Below are 21937 nucleotides of genomic sequence, written 5' to 3'. Positions count from 1 at the left end.
GGTCAGCGCCGGGTGCCGATGCCGACGAGGGTGCGCTCGTACGGGTCGAGGAGCGCGCCGCGGACGGAGGTCGCGACGCCGGTGATGATGCGCTGGTGCACCAGCGGCACGACGGCGTCCGTGCCGAGGATGCGGGCCTCGGCGGCCATCGCCGCGTCCTGCCGCTCGGCGGTGTCGGCGGTGTGCTCGGCCTTGGCCACGGCCCGGTCGACGTCCTTGTCGCAGAGCTGGGCGATGTTGTAGCCGCCGTCGCACGTGTAGTCACTGGCGAGGACGGAGACGGGGTCGCCGGTGTCGACGAGGGTGTTGCGGGCGAGGACGAACGCGTCGAACCTGCCGTCCAGCGCGTCGCTCTCCAGCCGCGAGTACTCGCGCACCTCCAGCGTGACGTCGAACCCGGCCTTCTCCAGCTGCTGCTTCAACACCTGGGCGGCTTCGGGGAGTTCGGGCCGGTTGTCGTAGGTGGCGAGCGTGATACGAGTCCCCTCGGGCTGTTCGGGTTCCGCCCGCCCGACCGGCTCGGTGCGCTTGCCGGCGGCCCAGGTGACGGCGGGTCCGTAGACGCCCACGCCGGCGTCGGCGTACCCCTCATAGACGCCCTTGGCGAACGCGGAGGTTTCGACGGCCTGCCGGGCGGCGGCCCGCAGCGCGGCGTCCTTGAAGGCGCCCTTCTCGGTGTTGAGGAGCAGGCTCGTCGTGCGGGTCGTGGCGGTCGCCTCGCGGGTTCCCTTGTCGAGAGTGACGGCCTGGGCGACGGGGATCGCCTCGGCGATGTCGACCTGGCCGGTGCGCAGGGCGCTCGCGCGGGCGGTGCCGTCGGCGACGAACTTGACGTCGATGCCGGTGGCCTGGGCGCGTCCGCCCCAGTAGTCGTCGTAGCGGTCGAGGGTGGCGGCGGCGGCACCCATGACCTTGGTGAGCTCGAAGGGCCCGGTGGCGGTGCCGACCGGGTCGACCTTGTCCTCCGTGCCGTACGCCTTGCCGGAGAAGACGGCGAGGGCGGGGCTGGACAGCCGCAGCGGCAGGATGGGGTCGGGGTCCTCGGTGGTGATCCGTACGCCGGTGCTGCCCTCGGCCTTCGCGGTGAGGGCGACGCCGGAGAGGGCGGCCGGGACGGGCTTGGCCGACGCGGCGTGGGTGAGGGCGGTGGCGACCGCGGCCGGGGTGACGGCGGAACCGTCCTGGAAGGTGGCCTCGCGCAGGGTGAACAGCCAGGTGCGGTCGTTCTCCTGCTGCCAGGAGGCGGCGAGGGCAGGAGCCGCGGCGCCGTTGGCGTCCAGCGCGGTCAGGCCCTCGGTGACGCCGAGGCGGCTGAGGATGGTGGAGTCGGCGCCGTACGGCGAGAGGTTCTCGGCGGGCGGGAAGGCGAGGGCGACGCGGAGGCGGGAGCCGTCCTGGGCGTCACCGGCGGCGTCGGCGCCGCCGCCGGAGGCGAAGCAGCCGGCGAGCACGGGGGCCAGCGCGAGGGCGATGAGCGGCCGCAGTCGGCGCCGCACGTTCTGTCCCACTTTCTATCGCTCCATCGGTATCTCGAAGTGGACGACGCCGTTGCCGCCGCCCGGTTCCTCACGTTCGTCGTGCACGACCTTGCCGAGCGACCGCCAGAAGCCCTCGGCGCCGGGCACCTTCGGGTCGGTGTGCAGATAGACCGCGCGGTAGCCGCCGTCCGCGACCGCGAAGCCGAGCAGCTCGTCGACGAGCCGCCGGGCAAGACCGCGCCTGCGGTGCTCGGAACGGACGTAGACCCGACGCAGCTGCGCGGTCTCGCCGGAGGGGTAGCGCTCGGCGAGGTCGCGAGGGTTCGGCGGGTGGGCGGGGCCGCGGGAGTCGAGGGCGGCCGTCGCCACGACACCGTTGTCGCGCGGGTCGAGCGCTACGAGGAGGGTGTGGCGGGGCGGGGCGAGATAGGCGGCGGCCGGGTCGATGATGTCCGCGTGCCAGCGGGGCACATAGCCCGTGCCGAAGTCGCGGTAGACGGTGTCGAGCATCAGGGCTCGCGCACCGTCGAGGTCGTCCGGGCTCGCCGCCCTGATGCCGTAGTCATGCACTTGCACATCATATGCATTAAGCACGAGAACTGATCACGGCCACCCCCACCACACTCCTAACACCCTTACGGCTCAGGCGATTTGACAGTGATCGCGAGCCGCCGACAACCTAGCCACATGACATCCATTTTCAACAAGGGTACTCTGTGGGCTGCTCGGGCCGCGAAGGCGGGCCGCTGCTGATGCGTATCGCATTCGTGGGCAAGGGCGGCAGCGGCAAGACCACCCTGTCGGCGCTCTTCTCCCGCCACCTCGCCGGCGCCGGCGCGCCCGTCCTGGCCATCGACGGCGACATCAACCAGCACCTCGCCGAGGCGCTGGGCCACGACGGCGACGCCCTGGACGCCCCGCCTCTCGGCGCCCACCTGAGGGACATCAAGGAGTTCCTGCGCGGCACGAACCCGCGGATCCCGTCCACCGACGCCATGATCAAGACCACCCCGCCCGGCAGAGGCTCACGCCTGCTGACCCTGCTCGGCGACGACGAACTGCACGCACGGCACGTCCGGCGCGTGGGGGGCCTCGGGGGCGTCGGCGGCGTGCCGGTGATGGTGACGGGCGAGTTCGACGAGTCCGACCTGGGCGTGGCCTGCTACCACTCCAAGCTCGGCGCGGTCGAGCTCTACCTCGGCCACCTGGTCGACGGCCCCGGCGAGTACGTCGTGGTCGACATGACGGCGGGCGCGGACGCGTTCGCGTCGGGCCTGTTCACCCGCTTCGACATGACGTTCCTGGTCGCGGAACCGACCCGCAAGGGCGTCTCGGTCTACCGCCAGTACCGGGACCACGCCCGGGAGTTCGGGATCCGCATCGCGGTCATCGGCAACAAGGTGACGGGCGAGGACGACCTCCTCTTCCTCAAGGAAGAGGTCGGCGACGACCTCCTCACCCACCTGGTCCACTCGTCCTGGGTCCGCGCGGCCGAACAGGGACGGGAACAGGGCGAGTTGGAGTCTCACAACGTCCACGCCCTGAACATCCTGCGCGAGGCGGTCGACGCCCACCCCAAGGACTGGCCCACGATGCACCGCCACGCCGTCGAGTTCCACCTGCGCAACGCGCGGGCGTGGGCGGACGACAGGACGGGCGATGACCTGGCCTCCCAAGTGGACCCGGAGTTCGTCCCCGGACCGACGGCACTGACCTGACGACGCCGTATCCCCCAGCACCACGCACACGCATCGCCACCACCGGACAGGAACGCACGCACATGTCTCTCGACGTCTCCCCGAAGCTCCTCGCCGAAGCCGAACACGGTGACCTCCGCGAGGAGGACTTCGTGGACACGGTCCGCACCTCGCTCCCGTACGCCTACGACCTGATCGCCACCCTCGCCGAGGAACTCAAGGGCGGCACAGCCGAGTTCACCGACAACCAGACCCCTCCCCCGTCGGAGAAGGAACGCGGCCAGCTCCTGCGCGCCCTCGCCAGCGACGCGATCCGCGGCAGCCTGGAGCGCCACTTCGGCGTGACCCTCGCCTTCCAGAACTGCCACCGGGTGGCGGCGTTCCGGACGGAGGGCCGGGACGGGGAGACGTATGCGCGGTTCACTTCGGTGCGGTCGCAGGTGCTGAACCAGTCGCCGGAGTTCCGGGACTGCTGAGCCCCTCAGGCGCCCCCGTGGAACCGCACGCCGCCGGGGCGGCCCCGCCCGTACAAGGGAGGGGCCGCCTGCCGTGCTACCGCGACATCGTCGCGACCGGCGCCGGCGCGTAACCGGTGGGCCGGGCCGTGAACGTCCCCCGTCCCTGCGTCCGGCTCCGCAACCGCGTCGCATAGCCGAACAGCTCGGCCAGCGGCACCGTCGCCGTCACGACCGCCGCGCCCGCGCGCGCGGCCGAGCCCGTCACCCGGCCCCGTCGTGCCGCCAGGTCGCCGAGGACCCCACCGACCGCGTCCTCGGGCACCGTGACCGTGACCTCGACGACCGGCTCCAGGAGGACCATCGCGCAGGTGCGCAGGGCATCCCGGAGACCGAGTCGGCCGGCCGTGCGGAAGGCCGTGTCGGAGGAGTCCTTCACGTGGGTCGAGCCGTCGGTGAGGGTGACGCGCAGCCCGGTCACCGGGTGGCCGCCGAGCGGGCCTTCGGCCAGGGCGTCCCGGCAGCCGGCCTCCACGGCGCGGATGTACTCCTGCGGCACGCGACCACCGACGACGGTCGAGCGGAACTCGAAGCCGGACTCCGTTTCCAGAGGTTCCACGTCGAGGATCACGTGCGCGAACTGCCCCGCGCCGCCATCCTGTTTGACGTGTCGGAAGACGAAGCCGGACACCCCGCGACCGACCGTCTCACGGTAGGACACCCGGGGGCGGCCGACGTTGACGTCCAGCCCGGCCTCCCGTCGGATCTTCTCCACCGCCACCTCCAGATGCAGTTCACCCATGCCGGACAGCACTGTCTGGCCGGTCTCGGCGTCGGTCCGCACCACCAGGGACGGGTCCTCCTCGGCCAGCCGTGCCAGCGCGGAGGCGAGCCGGTCGGTGTCCGTGGAGGTGCGGGCCTCGACCGCCACGGACACCACCGGGTCGGCCACGCTCGCCGGTTCGAGGACGAGCGGGGCGTCCGGCGCGCAGAGGGTGGAGCCCGGACGAGCCGACTTCAGGCCGACCACGGCCACGATGTCCCCGGCGACCGCCCGGTCCACCTGGGCGTGGCGGTCGGCCTGAACCCGCAGGATCCGCCCGATCCGCTCACCGCGCCGCGCACCCGCGTCGACCACGGTGTCTCCCTTCTCGATCGTTCCCGAGTACACGCGCACGTAGGTCAGCCTCCCCGTCGGCGTGGCACTCACCTTGAACGCCAGCGCCGCGAACGGTGCCGACGGGTCGGCGGGCCGGTCCTCCTCCACCCCGTCGCGCAGGCCGCGTACGGCCGGTACGTCGAGCGGCGAGGGAAGATAGGCCACGACCGCGTCGAGCAACGGCTCGATCCCGCGGTTGCGGTACGCCGAGCCGCACAGCACGACCACGCCGTCGCCGCTGCTCGTCAGGTCGCGCAGGGCGGTGACGAGGGTCTTCGGCGAGAGCGTCGACCGCGCGCAGAACTCCTCCAGCGCGCCGGCATGCAGTTCGGCCACCGCCTCCTCCAGAAGCCGCCGACGCCGGTTCGCCTCCGCCTGGAGATCCTCCGGCATCCGCTCTTCCAGGCACGTCTCGGCGCCGTCGGCCCACACCAGCGCCCGCATCCGTACGAGGTCCACGACACCGCGGAAGCCGTCCTCCACACCGATGGGCAACTGCACGACCAGCGGCGCCGGATGCAGCCGTTCCCGGATCGAAGCGACAGCCGCGTCGAGGTCGGCCCCGGCGCGGTCCAGCTTGTTGACGAACGCGATCCTCGGCACACCGTGCCGATCTGCCTGCCGCCATACCGACTCGCTCTGCGGCTCGACCCCCGCGACGGCGTCGAAGACCGCGACCGCGCCGTCCAGGACTCGCAGCGAACGCTCCACCTCGTCGGCGAAGTCGACGTGCCCCGGGGTGTCGATGAGGTTGATGCAGTGACCGTCCCAGGCGCAGCTGACCGCCGCCGCGAAGATGGTGATCCCGCGATCGCGCTCCTGCGGGTCGAAGTCGGTGACGGTGGTGCCGTCGTGGACCTCGCCGCGCTTGTGGGTGGTCCCGGTGGCGTACAGGATCCGCTCGGTGACGGTGGTCTTGCCTGCGTCGACATGGGCGAGGATGCCGAGGTTGCGGACGGCGGTGAGGGTGTTGAGGTTGGTGCGCACGGCCCTTGGCCTTTCGGATGTTCCGGAAACAAAAGGGGGCAGCGCGATTCCCGGACGATACGTACGCGACGGACGCGACGTATGCGCAAGCGAGCATGGCCTGCCGTCCCGTCAGAAATGGGGAGCAGCAGGGAAGTTGACGTGCTCGGGCGCTTTCAGGTGTTCGTCACGGGCATCCGGTGCCGGCCGCGCAGCGGGCACCGGGCGGACGAGGACACGAGGATCACCACGTACCGGGAGAGGGAGACGACGACAGCGGTGCGGTCACGCACGGCCCGGCCCCCCTCGACTCATCACGACGACGTGCCGCCAAGTGGTGGGCGGCGCTTGATTGCGTGGTGAGTCTATGGAGCCGGGCCGGATCGAAGCACGTGATTTTCCCGCCGCTGCGGACAGGGGCTGCTAGGCGTCGCCGTCGATCGTGATGGCGGCCGCGGGGCAGACGGCGGCCGCCTCGCGGGTGGCGGCGTGCAGCTCCGCCGCGGGGGTGGGGTCGAGGAGGGCGACGATGCCGTCGTCGTCGCGTTGATCGAAGACGTCGGGTGCGATCAGCACGCACTGGCCGGCGCCGCAGCAGCGGCCCTCGTCCACAGTGACTTTCACGACCGTTGCCCTTCTTCCAGGTGTGGAGGCCGTCCGATGCGGAAGCCGTGCGGAAACCATCCGGGAGCCGTCACCACCGCACGGGCACCGTACGCAGTCCGCCGACGAGAAGACCCTCCACCCGCCGCAACTCATCGACGGGCACGGCCAGTTGGAGGGTCGGCAGCTTGCGCAGGAGGACTTCGAGGGTGACCTGGAGCTCGGTGCGCGCCAGGCTCTGCCCGAGGCACGAGTGCGGTCCGGCGCCGAATGTCAGATGGGGGTTCGGGGACCGGGACAGCACCATGTCGTGCGCGTCGCCGAACACCCGCTCGTCCCGGTTGGCGGCGGGCATGCTGCACACGACGGTCGTGCCGCTCGGCAGCAGCTCGCCGTCGACCTCCACGTCCTCGGTGAGATAACGCCGGATGCCGAAGCCGAGGTTGGCGTCGAAGCGCAGTGCCTCGTCGACCGCGGTGCGCACCAGGGTCGGCTCGGCGAGCAGCCGCTCCCACCGGGTGCGGTCGGCGAGCAGCATGGCGACCATCTTGCCGATCATGTTGGCCGTGGTCTCGTGTCCGGCGACCAGGAGCCCCATGGCCGTGCCGAGCAGTTCGTCGTCGGTCAGGCCCTGGCCCTCCCCTTCGCTCTCCCTGATCACCATGCTGATCAGGTCCTCGCCGGGCTGGGCGCGTGTCGCCGCGATGCGCGCGGACATGTACTCGGCGAACTCGGCGTACGCGGCCCGGGTCTGGTCACCGGAGTAGCGGCTGACGTTGAGGAAGGCGTCGGACCAGTGCGAGACACGGTCCCGGTCGCCGACGGGGACGCCCAGGATGTCGCAGATGACGTAGACGGGCAGGGGGAAGCCGAGGCCGGCCTCGAGGTCGGCGGGCTGTCCGTGGCCGACCATGTCGTCGACGAGGCCCTCGGCCGTTCGCACCATGCCGGGGCGCAGCGCCGTCATGCGCTTGGCGGTGAAGTACTTGCCCACTTGTCGCCGCCACCGCAGGTGCGGTTCACCGCGGTCGGGCAGGGCCAGCGTGGTGCTGCCGTCGGCGGCAGGACCTCCTGCTCCTTCGGGGGCGATACGGGCGGCGCCGTCCTCGGCGGTCGGGCGGGCGAAACGGGGGTCGGACAGAAGGGCTTTGACGTCGTCGTACCGGGTCAGGTACGTCGCCTTGTCCCCGCTGGGGAGTTCGACCGTGGCCACCGGACACCGCCGGCGCAGCTCCTCCCACTCGGCCGGCGGCTCCAAGGGGTTGTCACTGGGCAATGGCAGCCGCAGAAGGTCGTTCTCGCGCATCTGGCATCACCTTGGGTGCGTGGGGGTGGGGGGGAGCTGGGGGAGCCGGGGTGAGCAACGCGGAAGCGTTCACGCACGGCACGTTACGCACGTTGTGCATCATGCATCAAGAGTGCATGATGCACTTTCCGTGTATGGCGCAATCTCACCGTAGGGTGGGCCCTCAGGTGTTGTGGGGACTTGGCCGTGCGGCCGGGAAGGAGATCGGCGTGGACGCCCGGGAGGCCGCCGAACGCATCGAGCGAGAGCTGCTGATCCTCACCCGCCACAAGGAGATGCGAGCACCCCGTGGCCCGCGCGGCGGGGATCCGCTGGACCAGAGCGCCTATGTGCTCCTCACCAGGCTCGAGACCCAAGGACCGATGTCCATCCCGGACTTCGTCGAGGCGTTCGGGCTGGCGGCGTCGACATTCACCCGGCAGACCTCGGCCCTCCTGCGCAACGGTCTGGTGGAGCGGACGCTGGACCCGGACGGCGGAGTGGCCCGCAAGTTCCGCATCACCGAGGGCGGCCTCAGGCTCCTGACGGAACAGCGCGAGGGAATCGTCACCGGCCTGTCCACGGTCGTGGCCGACTGGACGCCCGAGCGGCTGGACCGGTTCATCACCGACCTACGGCAGTTCAACACCGACATCGAGCGCATCACCGGTCGCCCTTGGCCGAGGAGCGCGACCGACGCGGACCACGCGGGCCCGTCCGCGGTGGGCGCGGCGACGGCCGACCACGACTGACGAGAGGTCAGGCGCGGTCTGCGGCAGGGCGAAGCCCGTCGAGGAGGATGTCGACCAGCGCGGCGGCCCGCCGCTCCGACGCGGCGGCGTTCCCGGTCAGGAGTTGGTAGAGCAACGCGCCGGTGACCGCGTCGGCGACGGCGTCCAGGTCGGCGCCGGCGCGTACTTGACCGGCGTCCGCGGCGCGACGCAGCCGCTCCACGAGTGCCTCGTGCCGAGGGCCGGTGAGCTGCCGGTAGAGGACCTCGGCGTCCTGCGGGTTCTCCGCCGCGGCGGCGGTCAGCGCGAGGACGAGAGGGCTGTGGCGGGGGTCCGCGGCCAGCGCCGCGTACCCGCGCAGCCACTGGCGGAGGTCGCCCTCGATGTCGCCGGTGTCGGGCGGGTCGATGCCGTGTCCGGACGTGGCGGCCAGGAAACCGTGGTGGACCGCTTCGGCGACCAGGGCGCCCTTGGAGGGCCAACGCCGGTACACGGTCGGCTTGCCCACCCCGGTCCGCGCGGCCACGCCCTCCATGGACAGCGCCGCATAACCGTTCTCGACGAGCAATTCCCGCGTCGCTTCGAGGATGGCCTGGTCCGTGGTCGCGCTGCGGGGCCGGCCTCGCCGACGTACCTCTCCCATGCCCCCATCGTAGAGGCAGCAGGTAGCATTCCATTACGGAACGGTTCGTAATGTAATTAGGAAGGCTGAGCGCCCTGTGAAGAAGAACGTGCTGGTCGTCATCGGTGTCGGCGGAATGGGGCAGAGCATCGCCCGGCGCCAGGGTGCGGGCAAGAAGGTGCTCCTCGCCGACTTCGACGAGAAGGTACTGAGTGCCTCGGTCGAGGCGCTGCGCGGCGAGGGACACGACGTCGTCACCTCCCCCGTCGACGTCTCCTCCCGTGCTTCGGTGGCCGCTCTCGCCGATCTGGCGGCTGAACTCGGCGGCATCACCGAGGTGGTTCACACCGCGGGCCTCTCCCCGGTGCAGGCGCCCGCCGCGGCGATCCTCGCGGTGGACCTGCTCGGAGTGGCCCTGGTCCTCGAGGAGTTCGGGCGGGTCGTCGCCTCCGGCGGGGCAGGCGTCGTCATCTCCAGCATGGCCGGACACCTGGCGTCCGCCCTCGACGCCGAGCAGGAACACGCCCTCGCCCACACCCCCGCGGACGAGCTGCTCGATCTGCCGTTCCTCGCGGAAGTGACCTCGGGCGCCGTCGGCTACGGCCTCGCCAAACGCGCCAACCTCCTCCGCGTACAGGCGGCTTCAGGAATGTGGGGCAGGCGCGGTGCCCGGATCAACTCGATCAGCCCCGGCGTCATCTCGACCCCCATGGGACAGCAGGAACTCGCGGGCGACAGCGGCACGGCGATGCGCGCGATGATCGATGCCTCGGCCGCCGGACGGCTGGGCACACCGGCCGACATCGCCGCCGCGGCCGCGTTCCTCCTGGGCCCCGACTCGACGTTCGTCAGCGGCACCGACCTCCTCGTCGACGGCGGTGTCGTCGCGGCCCTGCGCGCCGGCGCGCAGGGCCCGGCAGCCTGACCGGGGCCCTCCGGCATCTCCGCGGGCCGTGCGATGCGTAGAGGCCATGCGATTCGTACAGGCGGCCGGTGCGAATCCCATGGTCTGCCGGTGACAGTCGCACGATGTCCCGCGGTGCCGTGCTCTGTCATCGTGGGTGGTGAGAGGCGCAGGTCAGGGGCCCGACCCCCACCGTCCGCCCGTCCCCCAGTGGGAGGCTCACCGTGGACAAGCGGTACGAGGTGTACTGCCTCACTCATCCGCACTTCTACGACACGCCGTCCCATGGCCGGACGCGCGGCCGTTTCCACCAGACCCTGCGCCCGGCGCCCGCCGCGTGGTTGCGCGAGGAACTCGGCGACTGGGTGGTCTGCCGTCCCGTCGACACGCAACTCCCCCCACAGGGCTGGAAGATCCACGCCTCGGCGTGTCCGGACAACGCGCAGACGATCCTGGACGCGGTGTGGGACTACTGCGTCCCACGTCGTATCGCCTTCAAGTTCCTGCCCGGCGTGGAGACCCTGTTCCTCGCCAACGCCAAGTACGCGCATCGCGGGTCCAGCGGGAAGTTCGTGACCGTGTACCCCGCGGACGAGGCCGAGTGCGAGCGCGTACTCACCGAGCTCGGCACCGCCCTCGACGGCCTGCAGGGGCCGTACATTCTGAGCGATCTGCGCTGGGGCACCGGTCCGCTGTACGTCAGGTACGGCGCCTTCGCCGACCGGTACTGCGTCTCGGCCGACGGTGTGCTGGAGCAGGCGGTGGAGGACCCCTCCGGACGTCTGGTCCCCGATCTGCGCGGCCCCACCTTCCAGGTGCCGGAGTGGGTACCGCTGCCCGGATTCCTCGAACCGCATCTCGCCGAGAGCCGCCGGACCACCGTCGCCGACCTGCCCTACCGGTTCGACCGGGCGCTGCACTTCTCCAACGGCGGCGGACTGTACGCCGGGGTCGACACCCGCACCGAGGAACGTGTCGTGCTCAAGGAGGCCCGGCCCCACGCGGGACTCACCGCCGACGGCGCGGACGCCGTCACCCGGCTGGAGCGCGAGCGCACGGCCCTGGAACGGCTGCGCGGACTGCCCTGCGTACCCGAGTTCCGCGACCACTTCGAGCTGGGCGGTCACCACTTCCTCGTCGAGGAGTTCATCGAGGGAAGGCCCCTGCACGAGGTGTTCGTCGAACGCTATCCGCCGACCGACCTGGACGCCGACCCGGCAGCCTTCGCCGACTACGCGTCCTGGGCCCTCGACATCCACCGGCAGGTGGAGGAAGCGGTCGCCGCGGTCCATGAGCGGGGCATCGTGATCGGCGACGTGCACACGTACAACGTCCTGGTCCGCCCCGACGGCAGGGTGGTGCTGATCGACTTCGAGGGCGCGTCGGACGTGACGCAGGCGGGGCACCAGGTCCTCGCCGCCCCGGGCTTCATCGCCCCCAGCGGGGTCACCGGCTTCGACATCGACCGGTATGCGCTCGCCTGTCTGAGGATCTTCCTCTTCATGCCGCTGACGGGCCTCATCGAGCTGGACGGCGGCAAGGCGGGGCAGCTCGCCAGGGAGGCTGCCCGGCTGTTCCCGGTCCCCCGGCAGTTCCTCGACGAGGCCGTGCGCACACTCACCGGCGACGGCGGGATGGCCGCGGGGGCGGACGCCGGACCCCGCTTGGACGCCGACCACGCCGGCTGGCTGCACGCCCGAACCTCGATGGCCGACGCCGTCCTGGCCACCGCCACACCCGAGCGCCGCGACCGGCTCTTCCCGGGCGACATCGAACAGTTCACCGTCCCGGGCGGCGGCCTCGACATGGCTCACGGTGCGGCAGGCGTGCTGTACGCGCTGGACGTGACCGGCGCCGGACGCCGGCCCGAACACGAGGACTGGCTGATCCGGCGCGCACTGAACCCGGAACCCGGAACCCGCCTCGGCTTCTACGACGGGTTGCACGGCGTCGCGTACGTCCTTGAACACCTCGGGCACCACGAGGAGGCCACCAAGGTCCTCGACATGTGCCTCGGCGAGCACTGGGAGGCGCTCGCCCTGGACCTCAAGGGTGGCCTGTCCGGCATCGGGCTCAACCTGCTGCACTTCGCCACCGCCCTCGGCGACGCCGCCTGCGGTGACGCCGCCCTGCACGTGGCGCAGACCGTCGCCGACCGCCTCGGCCCGGCCGACGGCGTGCCCGAGACCAGCGGCGGAGCCCACCCGAGAGCGGGGCTGATGCACGGCTCGTCCGGGCCCGCGCTGCTGTTCCTGCGGCTGTATGAGCACAGCCCTGACCCGATGCTGCTCGACCTGGCCGCCACCGCGCTACGCCAGGACCTGCGCCGCTGCCTCAAGCGCCCGGACGGTTCGATGGAGGTGAACGAGGGCTGGCGCACCATGCCCTATCTCGCCGACGGCAGCGTGGGCATCGGCATGGTCCTCGACGAGTACCTGACCCACCGCGCGGACGAGCGGTTCTCGGCCGCCGCCGACGCGATCCGCAGGGCCGCGCGGGCATCGTTCTACATCGAACCCGGGCTCTTCGACGGCGTGGCCGGAATGATCCTCCACCTCAGCCGCGCACACCCGCCGGGCACGGCCGCCACGCGCGACCCCGTGATCGCGGACCACGTACGCCACCTGGAGCGCCACGCCTGTCTGCTCGACGGCCGACTCGCCTTCCCCGGCGAGCAGTTGCTGCGGCTGTCCATGGACCTGGCCACCGGCACTGCGGGCGTACTGCTGGCCCTGGGCGCCGCCTTCCACTCCCGGCCCACCGGGCTGCCGTTCCTGACACCAGGCAGCCCGTCGGCCGCCCATGACCCACCCGTCCCCACGCGAGTTCGAGAGAGGAGGTGAGGACACATGTCGCTCCTCGAACTGCAGGGTCTGACCACCGAGTCCGAGACCGGGTACCGTCCGCCGCCGGGCAGCCGGGCCAGCAAGGGTTGTGGCGGAGGCAGCCGGCTCAGCCTGCTGCTCTGCTAGTCCTGACAGACACGGCGGGGGCACTCCGCGCGCCCCCGCCCCTATTTGCCTGAAACCGTGCGACGACGGGAGCAGCCGGTGGACCGACGCGCGGCGGACCGTCTGCTGCTGACGGCGGTCCGGCGAGGCGGTGTGTGGGGCGGGGTCCAAGCCGCCACCTCCATCCTGCTGGCCGGCGTCTACGTGCTCCTGCCGGCCGTCATGGGCCGCACCGTCGACACCGTACTCGGGCACGGCGACACCGCGGTGTGGCTGACCCTGTCCGCCGTCACCGTCACCCTGCTGGTGGTGTGCGACGCGGCGGACGACTACGCGGGAGCCTTGGCCAACGCCCGCTGCACGGCATGGCTGCGGCACACGCTGCTCGGCCATGTCCTCGACCTCGGCGCCCCCGCTGCCCGCCGGCACACCCCCGGTGACCTGGTGGCCCGTCTGGTGGGCAACACCGCCCGGGCCGGCAGCGCCCCAGCGGGCCTGGTGTGGGCGGTGACCGAACTGCTCCCCCCGGTCGGGGCCGTGGTGGCCCTGACCCTCATCGACCCGTGGCTGTGCCTCACGTTCGTGGCCGGACTGCCCCTGGTCGTCCTCGTGGTCCGCGCCTTCGTCCGCGACGTCTCCGACCTCAACGACCGCTACTTCGCCACGCAGGGCCGCATCGCCACCCGGCTCGTCGACGCCCTCACCGGAATCCGCACCATCACGGCAGCCGGGACCATGACCCGGGAGACCGAGCGGGTACTGAAGCCGCTGCCCGAACTGCACCGCCACGGCCTGGGCATGTGGCGCGCGTTCGCCCGGGTCTCCGCCCGGGACGCGGCGATCGTCCCCCTGTTGGAGGTCGCCGTGCTGGCCGTGGCCGGCTCGGGACTCGCCCAGGGCCGCATCACCCCGGGTCAGATGCTCGCCGCGAGCGGATACGTCCTCCTGGCCACCGGGGTCAGTTCGCTGGTGGCCTCGGTGAACCGGCTGGCCTTCGCACGCGCCACCGCGGGGCGGATCGCCGAGGTGCTGGACGAGCCCACGGTCGCGTACGGCGCAGCGCACCTGCCCTGCGGGGGTGCCGGGCGGCTGGAGTTCCGCGGGGTCACGGTACGCACCGCCGGGGGCGACGCCGCACTGAACGGCATCGACCTGGACCTGCCGGCGGGCGCACTGACCGCTGTCGTAGGACGCTCGGGATCCGGCAAGTCCCTGCTGGCCGCCCTGGCCGGACGGCTGGCCGACCCGGACACGGGCGAGATACGGCTCGACGGCGTGCCGCTGCGCGACGTGGACCGCACGGAGCTGCGGCGGGCCGTCGCCTACGGCTTCGAACGCCCGGTACTGGTGGGCGAGACCTTCGCCGACGCGATCGGATTCGGGCCGCGCACGCCGGGGGGCGGGGAGGTCCGCGCCGGGGCCGTCGCGGCACGCGCCGACACCTTCATCCGGACCATGCCCGAGGGTTACGGCACCCGGCTCACCGGTGCGCCGCTGTCCGGCGGCGAGTACCAACGCCTCGGCCTGGCACGCGCCTTCGTCCAGTGCGCACCGTACGGCCGCGTCCTGGTGCTGGACGACGTGACGGCCAGCCTCGACACCGTCACCGAGCACCACATCAGCCAGGCCCTGACCGGCGCCGGACCCCTCGCCGGCCGGTCCCGGCTCGTCGTGACCCACCGTGCCTCCACGGCGGCCGACGCGCAGATCGTGGTCTGGCTCGACGCGGGCCGGGTGCGGGGGGTGGGGACGCATCGGGAACTGTGGACGGAGGAGGGGTATCGGGCGGTGTTCCGGCCGGAGCCGGGGGATGGCCGGGAGGCGGGTTCGGAGCTGGATCCGCACGGGAACCTACCTCCCGAACCGGCACCGGAACGCGACGGAGGCGTGTGGTGAGCCCGGCGCCCGGTGTCCTGCTGCGCTCCACGCTGCGCACGCGGCGCCGGGAGTTCGTACGACTCACCGGCTGGTCGCTGCTCGAGGCCGTCCCCGCGCTGCTGTCCGGCGTGCTGGTCGCCCGTGCCGTCGACGACGGCTTCCTCGCCGACCGCACCGCCGAGGGCCTCGGCTGGCTCGGCCTACTGGCCTGCGCCGTCCTCGTCGGCGCCTGGGGCACCCGGCAGGCCACACTCCAACTGGCCGCGGTCGTCGAGCCGTTCCGCGACGAGCTGGTCACGCTCGTCACCACCGGCACACTGCACCGCTCCGCCCGCGTCGGGCAGAGCGCCGATACGGCGGGCGTGGCACGGCTGACCGAACAGGTGGAGATCGCCCGTGAGTCGTACGGGGCGGTCGTGATGTTCGTGCAGAGCTTCGCCGTCACGACGGTGAGCGTGCTGCTCGGGCTCGCCGCGCTGGATCCCGCCCTGCTGCTGTTCGTCGTGCCGCCGCTCGCGGCCGGGATCGCGCTCTTCCTGCTGGCCCTGCGGGCGATGGCGGCCCGGCAGCGGGCGGTCGTCCTCGCCGACGAGGCCATCGCCGAGCAGGTGAGCACGGTGGCCGGCGCGCTGCGGGACGTGACGGCTTGCGGCGCCGAGGGGACGGTACGCCGTCGAGCCGGCGCCCGTATCGACGAGGCGGCGCGCGCAGCCCGCGCCCTGGCCAGGCTCACCGCGTTGCGCACCGCCGCGCTGGGTGTCGGCGGCTGGCTGCCGATCGTGCTCATCCTGGCCGGTGCGCCCTGGCTGATCCGGGGCGGGGTGACGGCCGGCGCGATCCTGGGCGCGCTGACCTACGTCGCCCAGAGCCTGCAACCCGCCCTACGCGGCTTCGTCCAGGGACTCGGGGGCAGCGGGCTGTGGCTACTGGTCACACTCGGCCGGATCTTGGAGGCGGCCGGTGCGGGGGAGACGGGAGCGGCGGGGCTTGCGGGGCCGACGGGGTCGGCAGGGTCGGCAGGGTCGGCGGTGACCGATACCCGGGATGCGGCGCCGCCCCGAGCCGCCGCCGGCAGAGCAGGCAGCCCCCCACTCGCCCCCGCCTCGGCGGAAACGCGGGTCGGCTCCCGCCCCCGGGACGGCCGTGTCCAGCTGCACGGTGTCACCTTCGGCTACGCCCCCTCCGCCGAACCGGTCGTCCGGAATCTCGACCTGTCCCTCGCGTCAGGCACCCACCTGGCGGTCGTCGGCCCCAGTGGCGCGGGCAAGTCCACGCTCGCGGCGCTCATCGCCGGCGTACTCGAACCACAGGTCGGCCAGGTACACCTGGGCGGTGTCCCGGTCCGCTCCCTGGACGTAGGCCGACTCGCCCGGTCCCGCGTGCTGATCCCGCAGGAGGCGTACGTCGTCGTCGGCACCCTGCGCGAGAACCTCGCCTACCTGCACCCGGCGGCCACCCCGCCCGACCTCGACGCGGCGGTCCACGCGATCGGCGCCACCGCGCTCGTCGAACGCCTCGGCGGCTACGACGCGCCGGTGAACCCGGCCCTGCTGTCCGCCGGTGAGCGCCAGCTGATCGCCCTCGTCCGCGCCCTGCTGCCGTCCGCCCCGCTGGTCCTGCTCGACGAGGCCACCTGCCACCTCGACCCGGCCGCCGAGGCGGTCGCCGAACGGGCCTTCGCCTGCCGCCCGTCCACCCTGATCGTCTGCGCTCACCGGATCAGCTCCGCCCTGCGCGCCGACCTCGTCCTCGTCATGGACGGCCCACGCTGCCGCCTCGGCACCCACGACCAACTGCTGGCCGACAGTGCCCTGTACCGCGACCTGATCGGCCACTGGGACCACATGGCGACTGATGTGCGCCGCTGATGACCGACGTACAAGGCAGGGGCGCCGCAACGGACCACGGCCGGCCCGGCTACAGCCAGCCCGACTCGCGGGCGATCCGGATCGCGTCGATGCGGTTGCGTGCCCCGGACTTCCTGGAGACCGCGTTCAGGTGATTGCGGACCGTTCCCACGGACAGCGACAGCCGGCCGGCGATCTCACGCGTGGGCGTGCCGTCCGCCGCCAGCCGCAGCACCTCGAGCTCCCTCTCGGTCAGCGGGTTCTCCACCGAGGAGAGCGCCAGCAGCGCGAGTCCCGGATCGATGAACCGTTCGCCCGCCGCCACCTTACGGACCCCCTGGGGCAGGGTGTCGCAGGGGCTGTTCCTGCCGATGAGGCCCGCGACGCGACGCGCCAGCGCCTGCCGCAGATATTCGGAGGTCGCCGACCCGACCACCAGCAGGGTCCGGCACTCCGGCAGCCGAGTGGACAGCTCCAGGGAGGTACCGAGGGCACCGTCCGCATCACCGTCCACGTCGATGACGACCACGTCCGGCCGGTACGACAGCGCCTGAACGACCGTCTGGCTGTGCTCCGGCGACGCCGGGACCACCTCGATGTCCTTCTCACGGGTGAGCAGGGCGGCGAGTGCCCCGCGCACCAGGTCTGCCTCCTCGACGAGAAGAACACGGATCAACATCGCTCCTACCCGGCCGAACGCGGCCTCCATGACGCAGCGCGCCCCGGACACTCCGACGACGCCATACGAAGTATCTCCGCCTTTCCACCCATTTGCCGGGAGCCGCCCCGACCGCCCGCGACCGGATCGGCGTCCGGCGCATGCGTCAACCGCCGAACGAGTGCCCAGCCGCAGCCCCATCATCAGCGCCGCGCGGGCGGCCCGTGACGAGACTCCCCTCTTGCGTCGGATCCACGAGACATGGGCCCCGACCGTGCGGAGGCTCTGGCAGAGCCGGTCGGCGATCGCCGGGCTGGTGCGACCTTCGGCGACGAGGCTGGCTGTCTCCCGTTCACGGAGGGCGAGTTCGGCAAGCCGCCGCTCGGCGGGGGAGGGGGAGGCGGCTTTGGAGGCACCCCACAAAACAGCTCATGCGGACCGAGGTAACCCTCGACCCGCATGAGCTGGAAATGATCTGTGATCTGTCTGATCTGTGTCCGAGGGGGGACTTGAACCCCCACGCCCGATAAAGGGCACTAGCACCTCAAGCTAGCGCGTCTGCCATTCCGCCACCCGGACTAGGTGTCTGCCGCCTTGCCAGGGGTCTTCCCCGCGGCGACATGGACAACAATACCAAGGTTTCGGAGTGCCCTTCACCTGCATATCCGCCCGTCGGACGGCCGCTCGGCGGTGCGCGACGCGAGCCGGGAGGTGACCCTGCGCGAGGTCCCTCACCTGGCGTGATCCCGCGCTCACGCACGGGCGGGATCGGCCGGTGACGCCCCTGCGAAGCGGGCGCCACCGGGTCCCGTCACGGCATGAGGTGGTAGTCCGGGAAGTTCCCGGCCGGCCGCTCCCCCGCCGGCCCCTGCGTCACCGCGCGCACCAGCAGCTCGCCGCCCACGAACGCCCCGCTCCAGGACGCGCCGAAGCCGCCGAAGAGCTCGTCGCGGTCGCCGCGGGAGCGCGGTTTGCCGTGGCCGACCTTGAACGCGCGGATCTGCGGGGCCAGGCGGTCGTATGTCTCCCGGTCGTCCGTGGACAGCGTGGCGACGAGGGCGCCGTTGGACGCGTTCATCGCCGCCAGCAGCTCCGCCTCCGTGTCGACCAGGACGATCGTGTCGACCGGGCCGAACGGCTCCGCGTGGTGGAGTGGGGAGGACGGCGGCGGATTGAGCAGGGTGACCGGCTGGACGTACGCCGAGGTGTCCTGGCCGGGCAGGAATCGGGCGTCCGACAGTCGACCCCGGTGCAGCGGGACGGCGCCGCGGTCGATCGCCTCGGCGACCTGGTCCTGGAGTTCCTTCGCCTTGGCGGCGTTGATCACCGGCCCGAAGTCCAGCTGCGGGTACGCGTCGTCCCGCTTCTCGACCGCCAAGGGGTGGCCGACCCTCAGCGTGCGCACCGCCGGGAGGTACGCCGCCAGGAACTCGTCGAACAGCTCACGCTGGACGACGAAGCGCGGGTACGCCGTGCAGCGCTGCTTGCCGTAGTCGAAGAGCTTGGGGATGACCGCCGTGAGCGCGCCCCAGTCCGTGTAGTTCCAGATGCCCCAGGTGTTCAGTCCTTCCTGTTCGAGCACGTGCCGTTTGCCGAGGTCGGCGACGGCCGTGGCCACCGCGGCGCCGGTGTCGCGGCCGCCGACGAAGGAGACGCAGCCGATCTCGGGCGCCCGCACCAGTGCCTCCGACAGCTCGCCTCCGCTGCCGCTGACGAGGGTGACGGGAATTCCCTCACGGGCGGCGAGCGCGCAGGCCAGGGTCAGACAGGCGACACCGCCGTCGGTCGGGGTCTTGGCGATGACCGCGTTGCCTGCCAGTGCTTGTACCAACACTGCGTGAACGAGCACGCTCATCGGGTAGTTCCAGCTCGCGATGTTGGATACCGGCCCGTCCAGCGGGGCCCGGCCTGCGACCATCGGCTCGATGCCGTCGACGTACCAGCGCACGCCGTCGATGGCTCGGTCGACGTCCGCCCGGGCCAGCCGCCAGGGCTTGCCGATCTCCCAGACGAGGAGCAGCGCGAGCAGATCCCGGTGCTGCGTCAGGGCGTCGAGCGTGGCCGCGACGCGGGCGCGCCGCTCGTCAAGCTGGATGTGCCGCCACGCGCGGTGCTGGTCGAGTGAGGCGCGTACGGCCTGGTGGGCGGTGGCCCGGTCCAGGCGCGGCGGGCCGGCGATCGGGCTGCCGTCGACGGGGCTGGTGGCGGGCAGCGCACGGCCGTCCGCCTGCCAGGTCGAGTTCCAGAGGTTGAGGACACGGTCGTCCCGGAAGGCCTCCGGGGCGACCGTGAGGCAGCGCTGCCAGGCGTCGGCCCAGGAGGTGCCTGATTTGAGGGTGAGGGTGGTTGCCATGGGGTTCTCCGCTCTCGGTGCACAGTCGAGAGGAAAAGGGGGTCCGTAGGGCCCTTCCTTGGAAGGGTGGTGGTGGGAGACGGGTGGGCGGTCGTACATGGCTACGGCGGACGCTAGCGACACCCGGTAACTCCTGAAAGTGACCTCGTGTCAACTATGAGTGACGTCACGCCTCGGTTCCCAGGCGGTCCAGCACCAGGCGGGCGGTCTCGGTGGGCGTGCCTCCGACCCGCACCCCGACGGCCTCCAGCGCCTTCTTCTTCGCCGTCGCCGTACCGGACGACCCGGACACGATCGCGCCCGCGTGTCCCATCGTCTTGCCCTCGGGCGCGGTGAATCCGGCGATGTAGCCGACGACGGGCTTGGTGACGTGGTCACGGATGTACGCGGCCGCGCGTTCCTCGGCGTCGCCGCCGATCTCCCCGATGAGGACGATGAGTTCGGTTTCGGGGTCGTCCTGGAAGGCGGCCAGGCAGTCGATGTGGGTCGTGCCGACGACCGGGTCGCCACCGATGCCGACACAGGTCGAGAAGCCGATGTCGCGGAGCTCGTACATGAGTTGGTAGGTGAGCGTGCCGGACTTGGAGACCAGGCCGATGCGGCCGGGCTTGGTGATGTCGGGCGGGATGATGCCCGCGTTGGACTGGCCCGGGGTGATCAGGCCGGGGCAGTTGGGGCCGATGATGCGGGTGCCGCGCGCCTTCGCGTACGAGGTGAAGGCGACGGAGTCATGGACCGGGATGCCCTCGGTGATCACGACGGCGAGTCCGATGCCCGCGTCGGCGGCCTCGACGACGGCCGCCTTGGCGAAGGCGGGCGGCACGAAGAGGACGGTCACGTCGGCGCCGGTCGCGCGCATGCCGTCGGCGACCGAGCCGAAGACGGGGACGGCGATGGGGGCACCTCCCAGGCCGTCAAGGCACTGGGGGACGTCGAAGTCGACGGTGCGGCCGGCCTTGCGAGGATTGACGCCGCCGACGACGTTCGTGCCGGCGGCGAGCATGCGCCGGGTGTGCTTCATGCCCTCGCCGCCGGTCATGCCCTGGACGAGGACCTTGCTCTCCTTGGTGAGGTAGATGGCCATGTCGTCGTGTCTCCTCAGGCTGTGGCGGAGGCGAGTCGGGCGGCCCGCAGGGCGGCGCCGTCCATGGTGGTGGCCTGCTGGACCAAGGGGTGGGCGCGGTCGTCGAGGATGGCTCGGCCGCGGGCGGCGTTGTTGCCGTCGAGGCGTACGACGAGCGGCTTGGTCAACTGGACGGTGCCCAGGGCCTGCACGATGCCGTCGGCAACCGCGTCGCAGGCGGTGATGCCGCCGAAGACGTTGACGAAGACGGACTTCACAGCCGGGTCGGAGAGGATGACCGACAGTCCGTCGGCCATGATCTGGGCCGATGCGCCGCCGCCGATGTCGAGGAAGTTGGCGGGGCGGGCGCCGCAGCCCGCGACGACGTCGAGGGTCGACATGACGAGGCCGGCGCCGTTGCCGATGATGCCCACCTCGCCGTCGAGCTTGACGTAGTTGAGGCCCTTGGCGGCAGCCGCCGCCTCCAGTTCGTCGTCGTGCTCCACGCCGTCGGCGCCCCAACGTGCCTGCCGGAAGCGGGCGTTGTCGTCGAGAGTGACCTTGCCGTCGAGAGCGAGGATCTGTCCCTGCCTGGTGCGGACGAGCGGATTCACCTCGACGAGGAGGGCGTCCTCGCGGACCAGTACCTCCCACAGCCGCACGAGCACGTCGACGGTCTGCGGTGGCAGTCCGGCCGCTGCGGCGATCTCGCCCGCTTTCGCGGAGGTGACGCCCTCGGCCGGGTCGATGGGGACACGGGCCACCGCCTCGGGCCGGCCGGCCGCGACCTCCTCGATCTCCACGCCGCCTTCGGCCGAGGCGATCGCGAGGAAGCGGCCGGCCGCACGGTCGAGTACGTAGGACACATAGAACTCGGTCTCGATGTCCACGGGTTGGGCCAGCATCACCTTGCCGACGGTGTGGCCCTTGATGTCCATACCGAGGATCTGACGCGCCGTGAGCTCGGCGGCTGCGGGGTCCGCGGCGATCTTCACCCCGCCCGCCTTGCCGCGGCCACCGGTCTTCACCTGCGCCTTCACCACGACCTGGCCGCCAAGCCGACGTGCGATCTCGCGGGCTTCCTTGGGCGAGTCCGTCACCTCTGCCCTCGGCACCAAGATGCCGTGTTCCTCGAAGAGTTGCCTTGCCTGGTGTTCGTACAGGTCCATTCCGGCTCCTGACTCAAAAGTGCCGCACGCCCCCTGGACACCACCCACCGGATGCGGGATAACAAGGTTCATACAGTATTCGTCGACTGTATGCAATGTACCGCGAGAGCCGTTCCAA

The 21937-nt window shown here is 71.7% G+C and carries 18 protein-coding genes, 1 tRNA gene and 1 pseudogene; 8 read left to right on the top strand and 12 right to left on the bottom strand.

Annotation, left to right across the window (positions count from 1 at the left end; translation table 11 throughout):
- Window positions 1-2 precede the first annotated feature (2 nt).
- Together AB5J49_RS40415 and AB5J49_RS40410 are read right to left on the bottom strand one after the other, a co-directional pair.
- Window positions 3-1508 carry an ABC transporter substrate-binding protein gene (locus AB5J49_RS40415; RefSeq protein ID WP_369173854.1) on the bottom strand — a complete coding sequence of 502 codons (1506 nt, stop codon included), beginning with the start codon at window positions 1506-1508 and terminating at the stop codon, window positions 3-5.
- 3 nt (window positions 1509-1511) lie between these two features.
- Window positions 1512-2048, bottom strand: coding sequence for a GNAT family N-acetyltransferase (locus AB5J49_RS40410; protein WP_369173853.1), 537 nt, complete (start codon window positions 2046-2048; stop codon window positions 1512-1514).
- A 182-nt stretch (window positions 2049-2230) separates the two neighbouring features.
- On the opposite strand from AB5J49_RS40410, the gene AB5J49_RS40405 reads away from it, so the two are divergent.
- Together AB5J49_RS40405 and AB5J49_RS40400 are read left to right on the top strand one after the other, a co-directional pair.
- Window positions 2231-3196 (top strand): ATP-binding protein, encoded by a 966-nt coding sequence (locus tag AB5J49_RS40405; protein WP_369173852.1) that lies wholly within the window; start codon window positions 2231-2233, stop codon window positions 3194-3196.
- A 62-nt stretch (window positions 3197-3258) separates the two neighbouring features.
- Window positions 3259-3651: an SCO5389 family protein gene (locus tag AB5J49_RS40400; RefSeq protein ID WP_369173851.1), complete on the top strand. Its 393-nt coding sequence runs from the start codon at window positions 3259-3261 to the stop codon at window positions 3649-3651.
- A gap of 76 nt (window positions 3652-3727) precedes the next feature.
- Here the strand turns inward: AB5J49_RS40400 and fusA are convergent, their stop codons facing one another.
- From fusA to AB5J49_RS40385, 3 genes are all read right to left on the bottom strand, one after another.
- On the bottom strand, window positions 3728-5776 hold the full coding sequence (fusA, locus tag AB5J49_RS40395; RefSeq protein ID WP_369173850.1) for an elongation factor G: 2049 nt from the start codon (window positions 5774-5776) through the stop codon (window positions 3728-3730).
- A gap of 402 nt (window positions 5777-6178) precedes the next feature.
- Complete coding sequence (locus tag AB5J49_RS40390) at window positions 6179-6379, bottom strand: ferredoxin (protein ID WP_369173849.1); 201 nt, start codon at window positions 6377-6379, stop codon at window positions 6179-6181.
- Window positions 6380-6449: 70 nt separating this feature from the next.
- Complete coding sequence (locus AB5J49_RS40385) at window positions 6450-7664, bottom strand: cytochrome P450 (RefSeq protein WP_369173848.1); 1215 nt, start codon at window positions 7662-7664, stop codon at window positions 6450-6452.
- A gap of 209 nt (window positions 7665-7873) precedes the next feature.
- Between AB5J49_RS40385 and AB5J49_RS40380 the strand changes: the two genes are divergently transcribed.
- Window positions 7874-8395: a MarR family winged helix-turn-helix transcriptional regulator gene (locus AB5J49_RS40380; protein ID WP_369173847.1), complete on the top strand. Its 522-nt coding sequence runs from the start codon at window positions 7874-7876 to the stop codon at window positions 8393-8395.
- A 7-nt stretch (window positions 8396-8402) separates the two neighbouring features.
- On the opposite strand, the gene AB5J49_RS40375 is transcribed toward AB5J49_RS40380, so the two are convergent.
- Window positions 8403-9017 carry a TetR/AcrR family transcriptional regulator gene (locus AB5J49_RS40375; RefSeq protein WP_369173846.1) on the bottom strand — a complete coding sequence of 205 codons (615 nt, stop codon included), beginning with the start codon at window positions 9015-9017 and terminating at the stop codon, window positions 8403-8405.
- Between the two features lie 76 nt (window positions 9018-9093).
- On the opposite strand from AB5J49_RS40375, the gene AB5J49_RS40370 reads away from it, so the two are divergent.
- The 5 genes from AB5J49_RS40370 (at window position 9094) to AB5J49_RS40350 (ending at window position 16597) form a co-directional block, all read left to right on the top strand.
- The gene (locus AB5J49_RS40370) at window positions 9094-9921 is read left to right on the top strand and encodes an SDR family oxidoreductase (protein WP_369173845.1); all 828 of its coding nucleotides are present in this window, start codon (window positions 9094-9096) and stop codon (window positions 9919-9921) included.
- A gap of 203 nt (window positions 9922-10124) precedes the next feature.
- Window positions 10125-12743 (top strand): class III lanthionine synthetase LanKC, encoded by a 2619-nt coding sequence (lanKC, locus tag AB5J49_RS40365; RefSeq protein WP_369173844.1) that lies wholly within the window; start codon window positions 10125-10127, stop codon window positions 12741-12743.
- 6 nt (window positions 12744-12749) lie between these two features.
- On the top strand, window positions 12750-12872 hold the full coding sequence (locus tag AB5J49_RS40360; RefSeq protein WP_128434338.1) for a class III lanthipeptide: 123 nt from the start codon (window positions 12750-12752) through the stop codon (window positions 12870-12872).
- 78 nt (window positions 12873-12950) lie between these two features.
- Complete coding sequence (locus AB5J49_RS40355) at window positions 12951-14747, top strand: ABC transporter ATP-binding protein (protein ID WP_369173843.1); 1797 nt, start codon at window positions 12951-12953, stop codon at window positions 14745-14747.
- Window positions 14744-16597: an ATP-binding cassette domain-containing protein gene (locus AB5J49_RS40350; RefSeq protein ID WP_369173842.1), complete on the top strand. Its 1854-nt coding sequence runs from the start codon at window positions 14744-14746 to the stop codon at window positions 16595-16597. Before AB5J49_RS40355 ends, AB5J49_RS40350 begins: the two co-directional genes overlap by 4 nt.
- 49 nt (window positions 16598-16646) lie before the next feature.
- On the opposite strand, the gene AB5J49_RS40345 is transcribed toward AB5J49_RS40350, so the two are convergent.
- From AB5J49_RS40345 to sucC, 6 genes and pseudogenes are all read right to left on the bottom strand, one after another.
- Window positions 16647-17252: a response regulator transcription factor gene (locus AB5J49_RS40345; protein ID WP_369175418.1), complete on the bottom strand. Its 606-nt coding sequence runs from the start codon at window positions 17250-17252 to the stop codon at window positions 16647-16649.
- 204 nt (window positions 17253-17456) lie between these two features.
- Window positions 17457-17657: pseudogene (locus AB5J49_RS40340) on the bottom strand (response regulator transcription factor); the annotation flags it as partial.
- A 71-nt stretch (window positions 17658-17728) separates the two neighbouring features.
- Window positions 17729-17813, bottom strand: a tRNA-Leu gene (locus AB5J49_RS40335).
- A gap of 232 nt (window positions 17814-18045) precedes the next feature.
- Window positions 18046-19587: an aldehyde dehydrogenase family protein gene (locus AB5J49_RS40330; RefSeq protein ID WP_369173841.1), complete on the bottom strand. Its 1542-nt coding sequence runs from the start codon at window positions 19585-19587 to the stop codon at window positions 18046-18048.
- 166 nt (window positions 19588-19753) lie between these two features.
- The gene (gene sucD, locus AB5J49_RS40325; protein ID WP_369173840.1) at window positions 19754-20671 is read right to left on the bottom strand and encodes a succinate--CoA ligase subunit alpha; all 918 of its coding nucleotides are present in this window, start codon (window positions 20669-20671) and stop codon (window positions 19754-19756) included.
- A gap of 14 nt (window positions 20672-20685) precedes the next feature.
- Window positions 20686-21819 (bottom strand): ADP-forming succinate--CoA ligase subunit beta, encoded by a 1134-nt coding sequence (sucC, locus tag AB5J49_RS40320; protein WP_369173839.1) that lies wholly within the window; start codon window positions 21817-21819, stop codon window positions 20686-20688.
- Window positions 21820-21937 lie beyond the last annotated feature (118 nt).

The sequence above is a fragment of the Streptomyces sp. R28 genome, assembly GCF_041052385.1.
Classification (GTDB): domain Bacteria; phylum Actinomycetota; class Actinomycetes; order Streptomycetales; family Streptomycetaceae; genus Streptomyces.
Note: the sequence above shows the minus strand (reverse complement) of the source record. Positions and strands in the feature narration are given on the sequence as shown.

Excerpts from the sequence above, each read along its gene's own strand:
- AB5J49_RS40375 (WP_369173846.1), bottom strand. The coding sequence starts at position 9,017 with ATGGGAGAGGTACGTCGGCGAGGCCGGCCCCGCAGCGCGACCACGGAC.
- AB5J49_RS40330 (WP_369173841.1), bottom strand. The coding sequence starts at position 19,587 with ATGGCAACCACCCTCACCCTCAAATCAGGCACCTCCTGGGCCGACGCC.
- sucC (WP_369173839.1), bottom strand. The coding sequence starts at position 21,819 with ATGGACCTGTACGAACACCAGGCAAGGCAACTCTTCGAGGAACACGGC.
- AB5J49_RS40360 (WP_128434338.1), top strand. The coding sequence starts at position 12,750 with ATGTCGCTCCTCGAACTGCAGGGTCTGACCACCGAGTCCGAGACCGGG.
- AB5J49_RS40405 (WP_369173852.1), top strand. The coding sequence starts at position 2,231 with ATGCGTATCGCATTCGTGGGCAAGGGCGGCAGCGGCAAGACCACCCTG.
- AB5J49_RS40385 (WP_369173848.1), bottom strand. The coding sequence starts at position 7,664 with ATGCGCGAGAACGACCTTCTGCGGCTGCCATTGCCCAGTGACAACCCC.
- AB5J49_RS40400 (WP_369173851.1), top strand. The coding sequence starts at position 3,259 with ATGTCTCTCGACGTCTCCCCGAAGCTCCTCGCCGAAGCCGAACACGGT.
- sucD (WP_369173840.1), bottom strand. The coding sequence starts at position 20,671 with ATGGCCATCTACCTCACCAAGGAGAGCAAGGTCCTCGTCCAGGGCATG.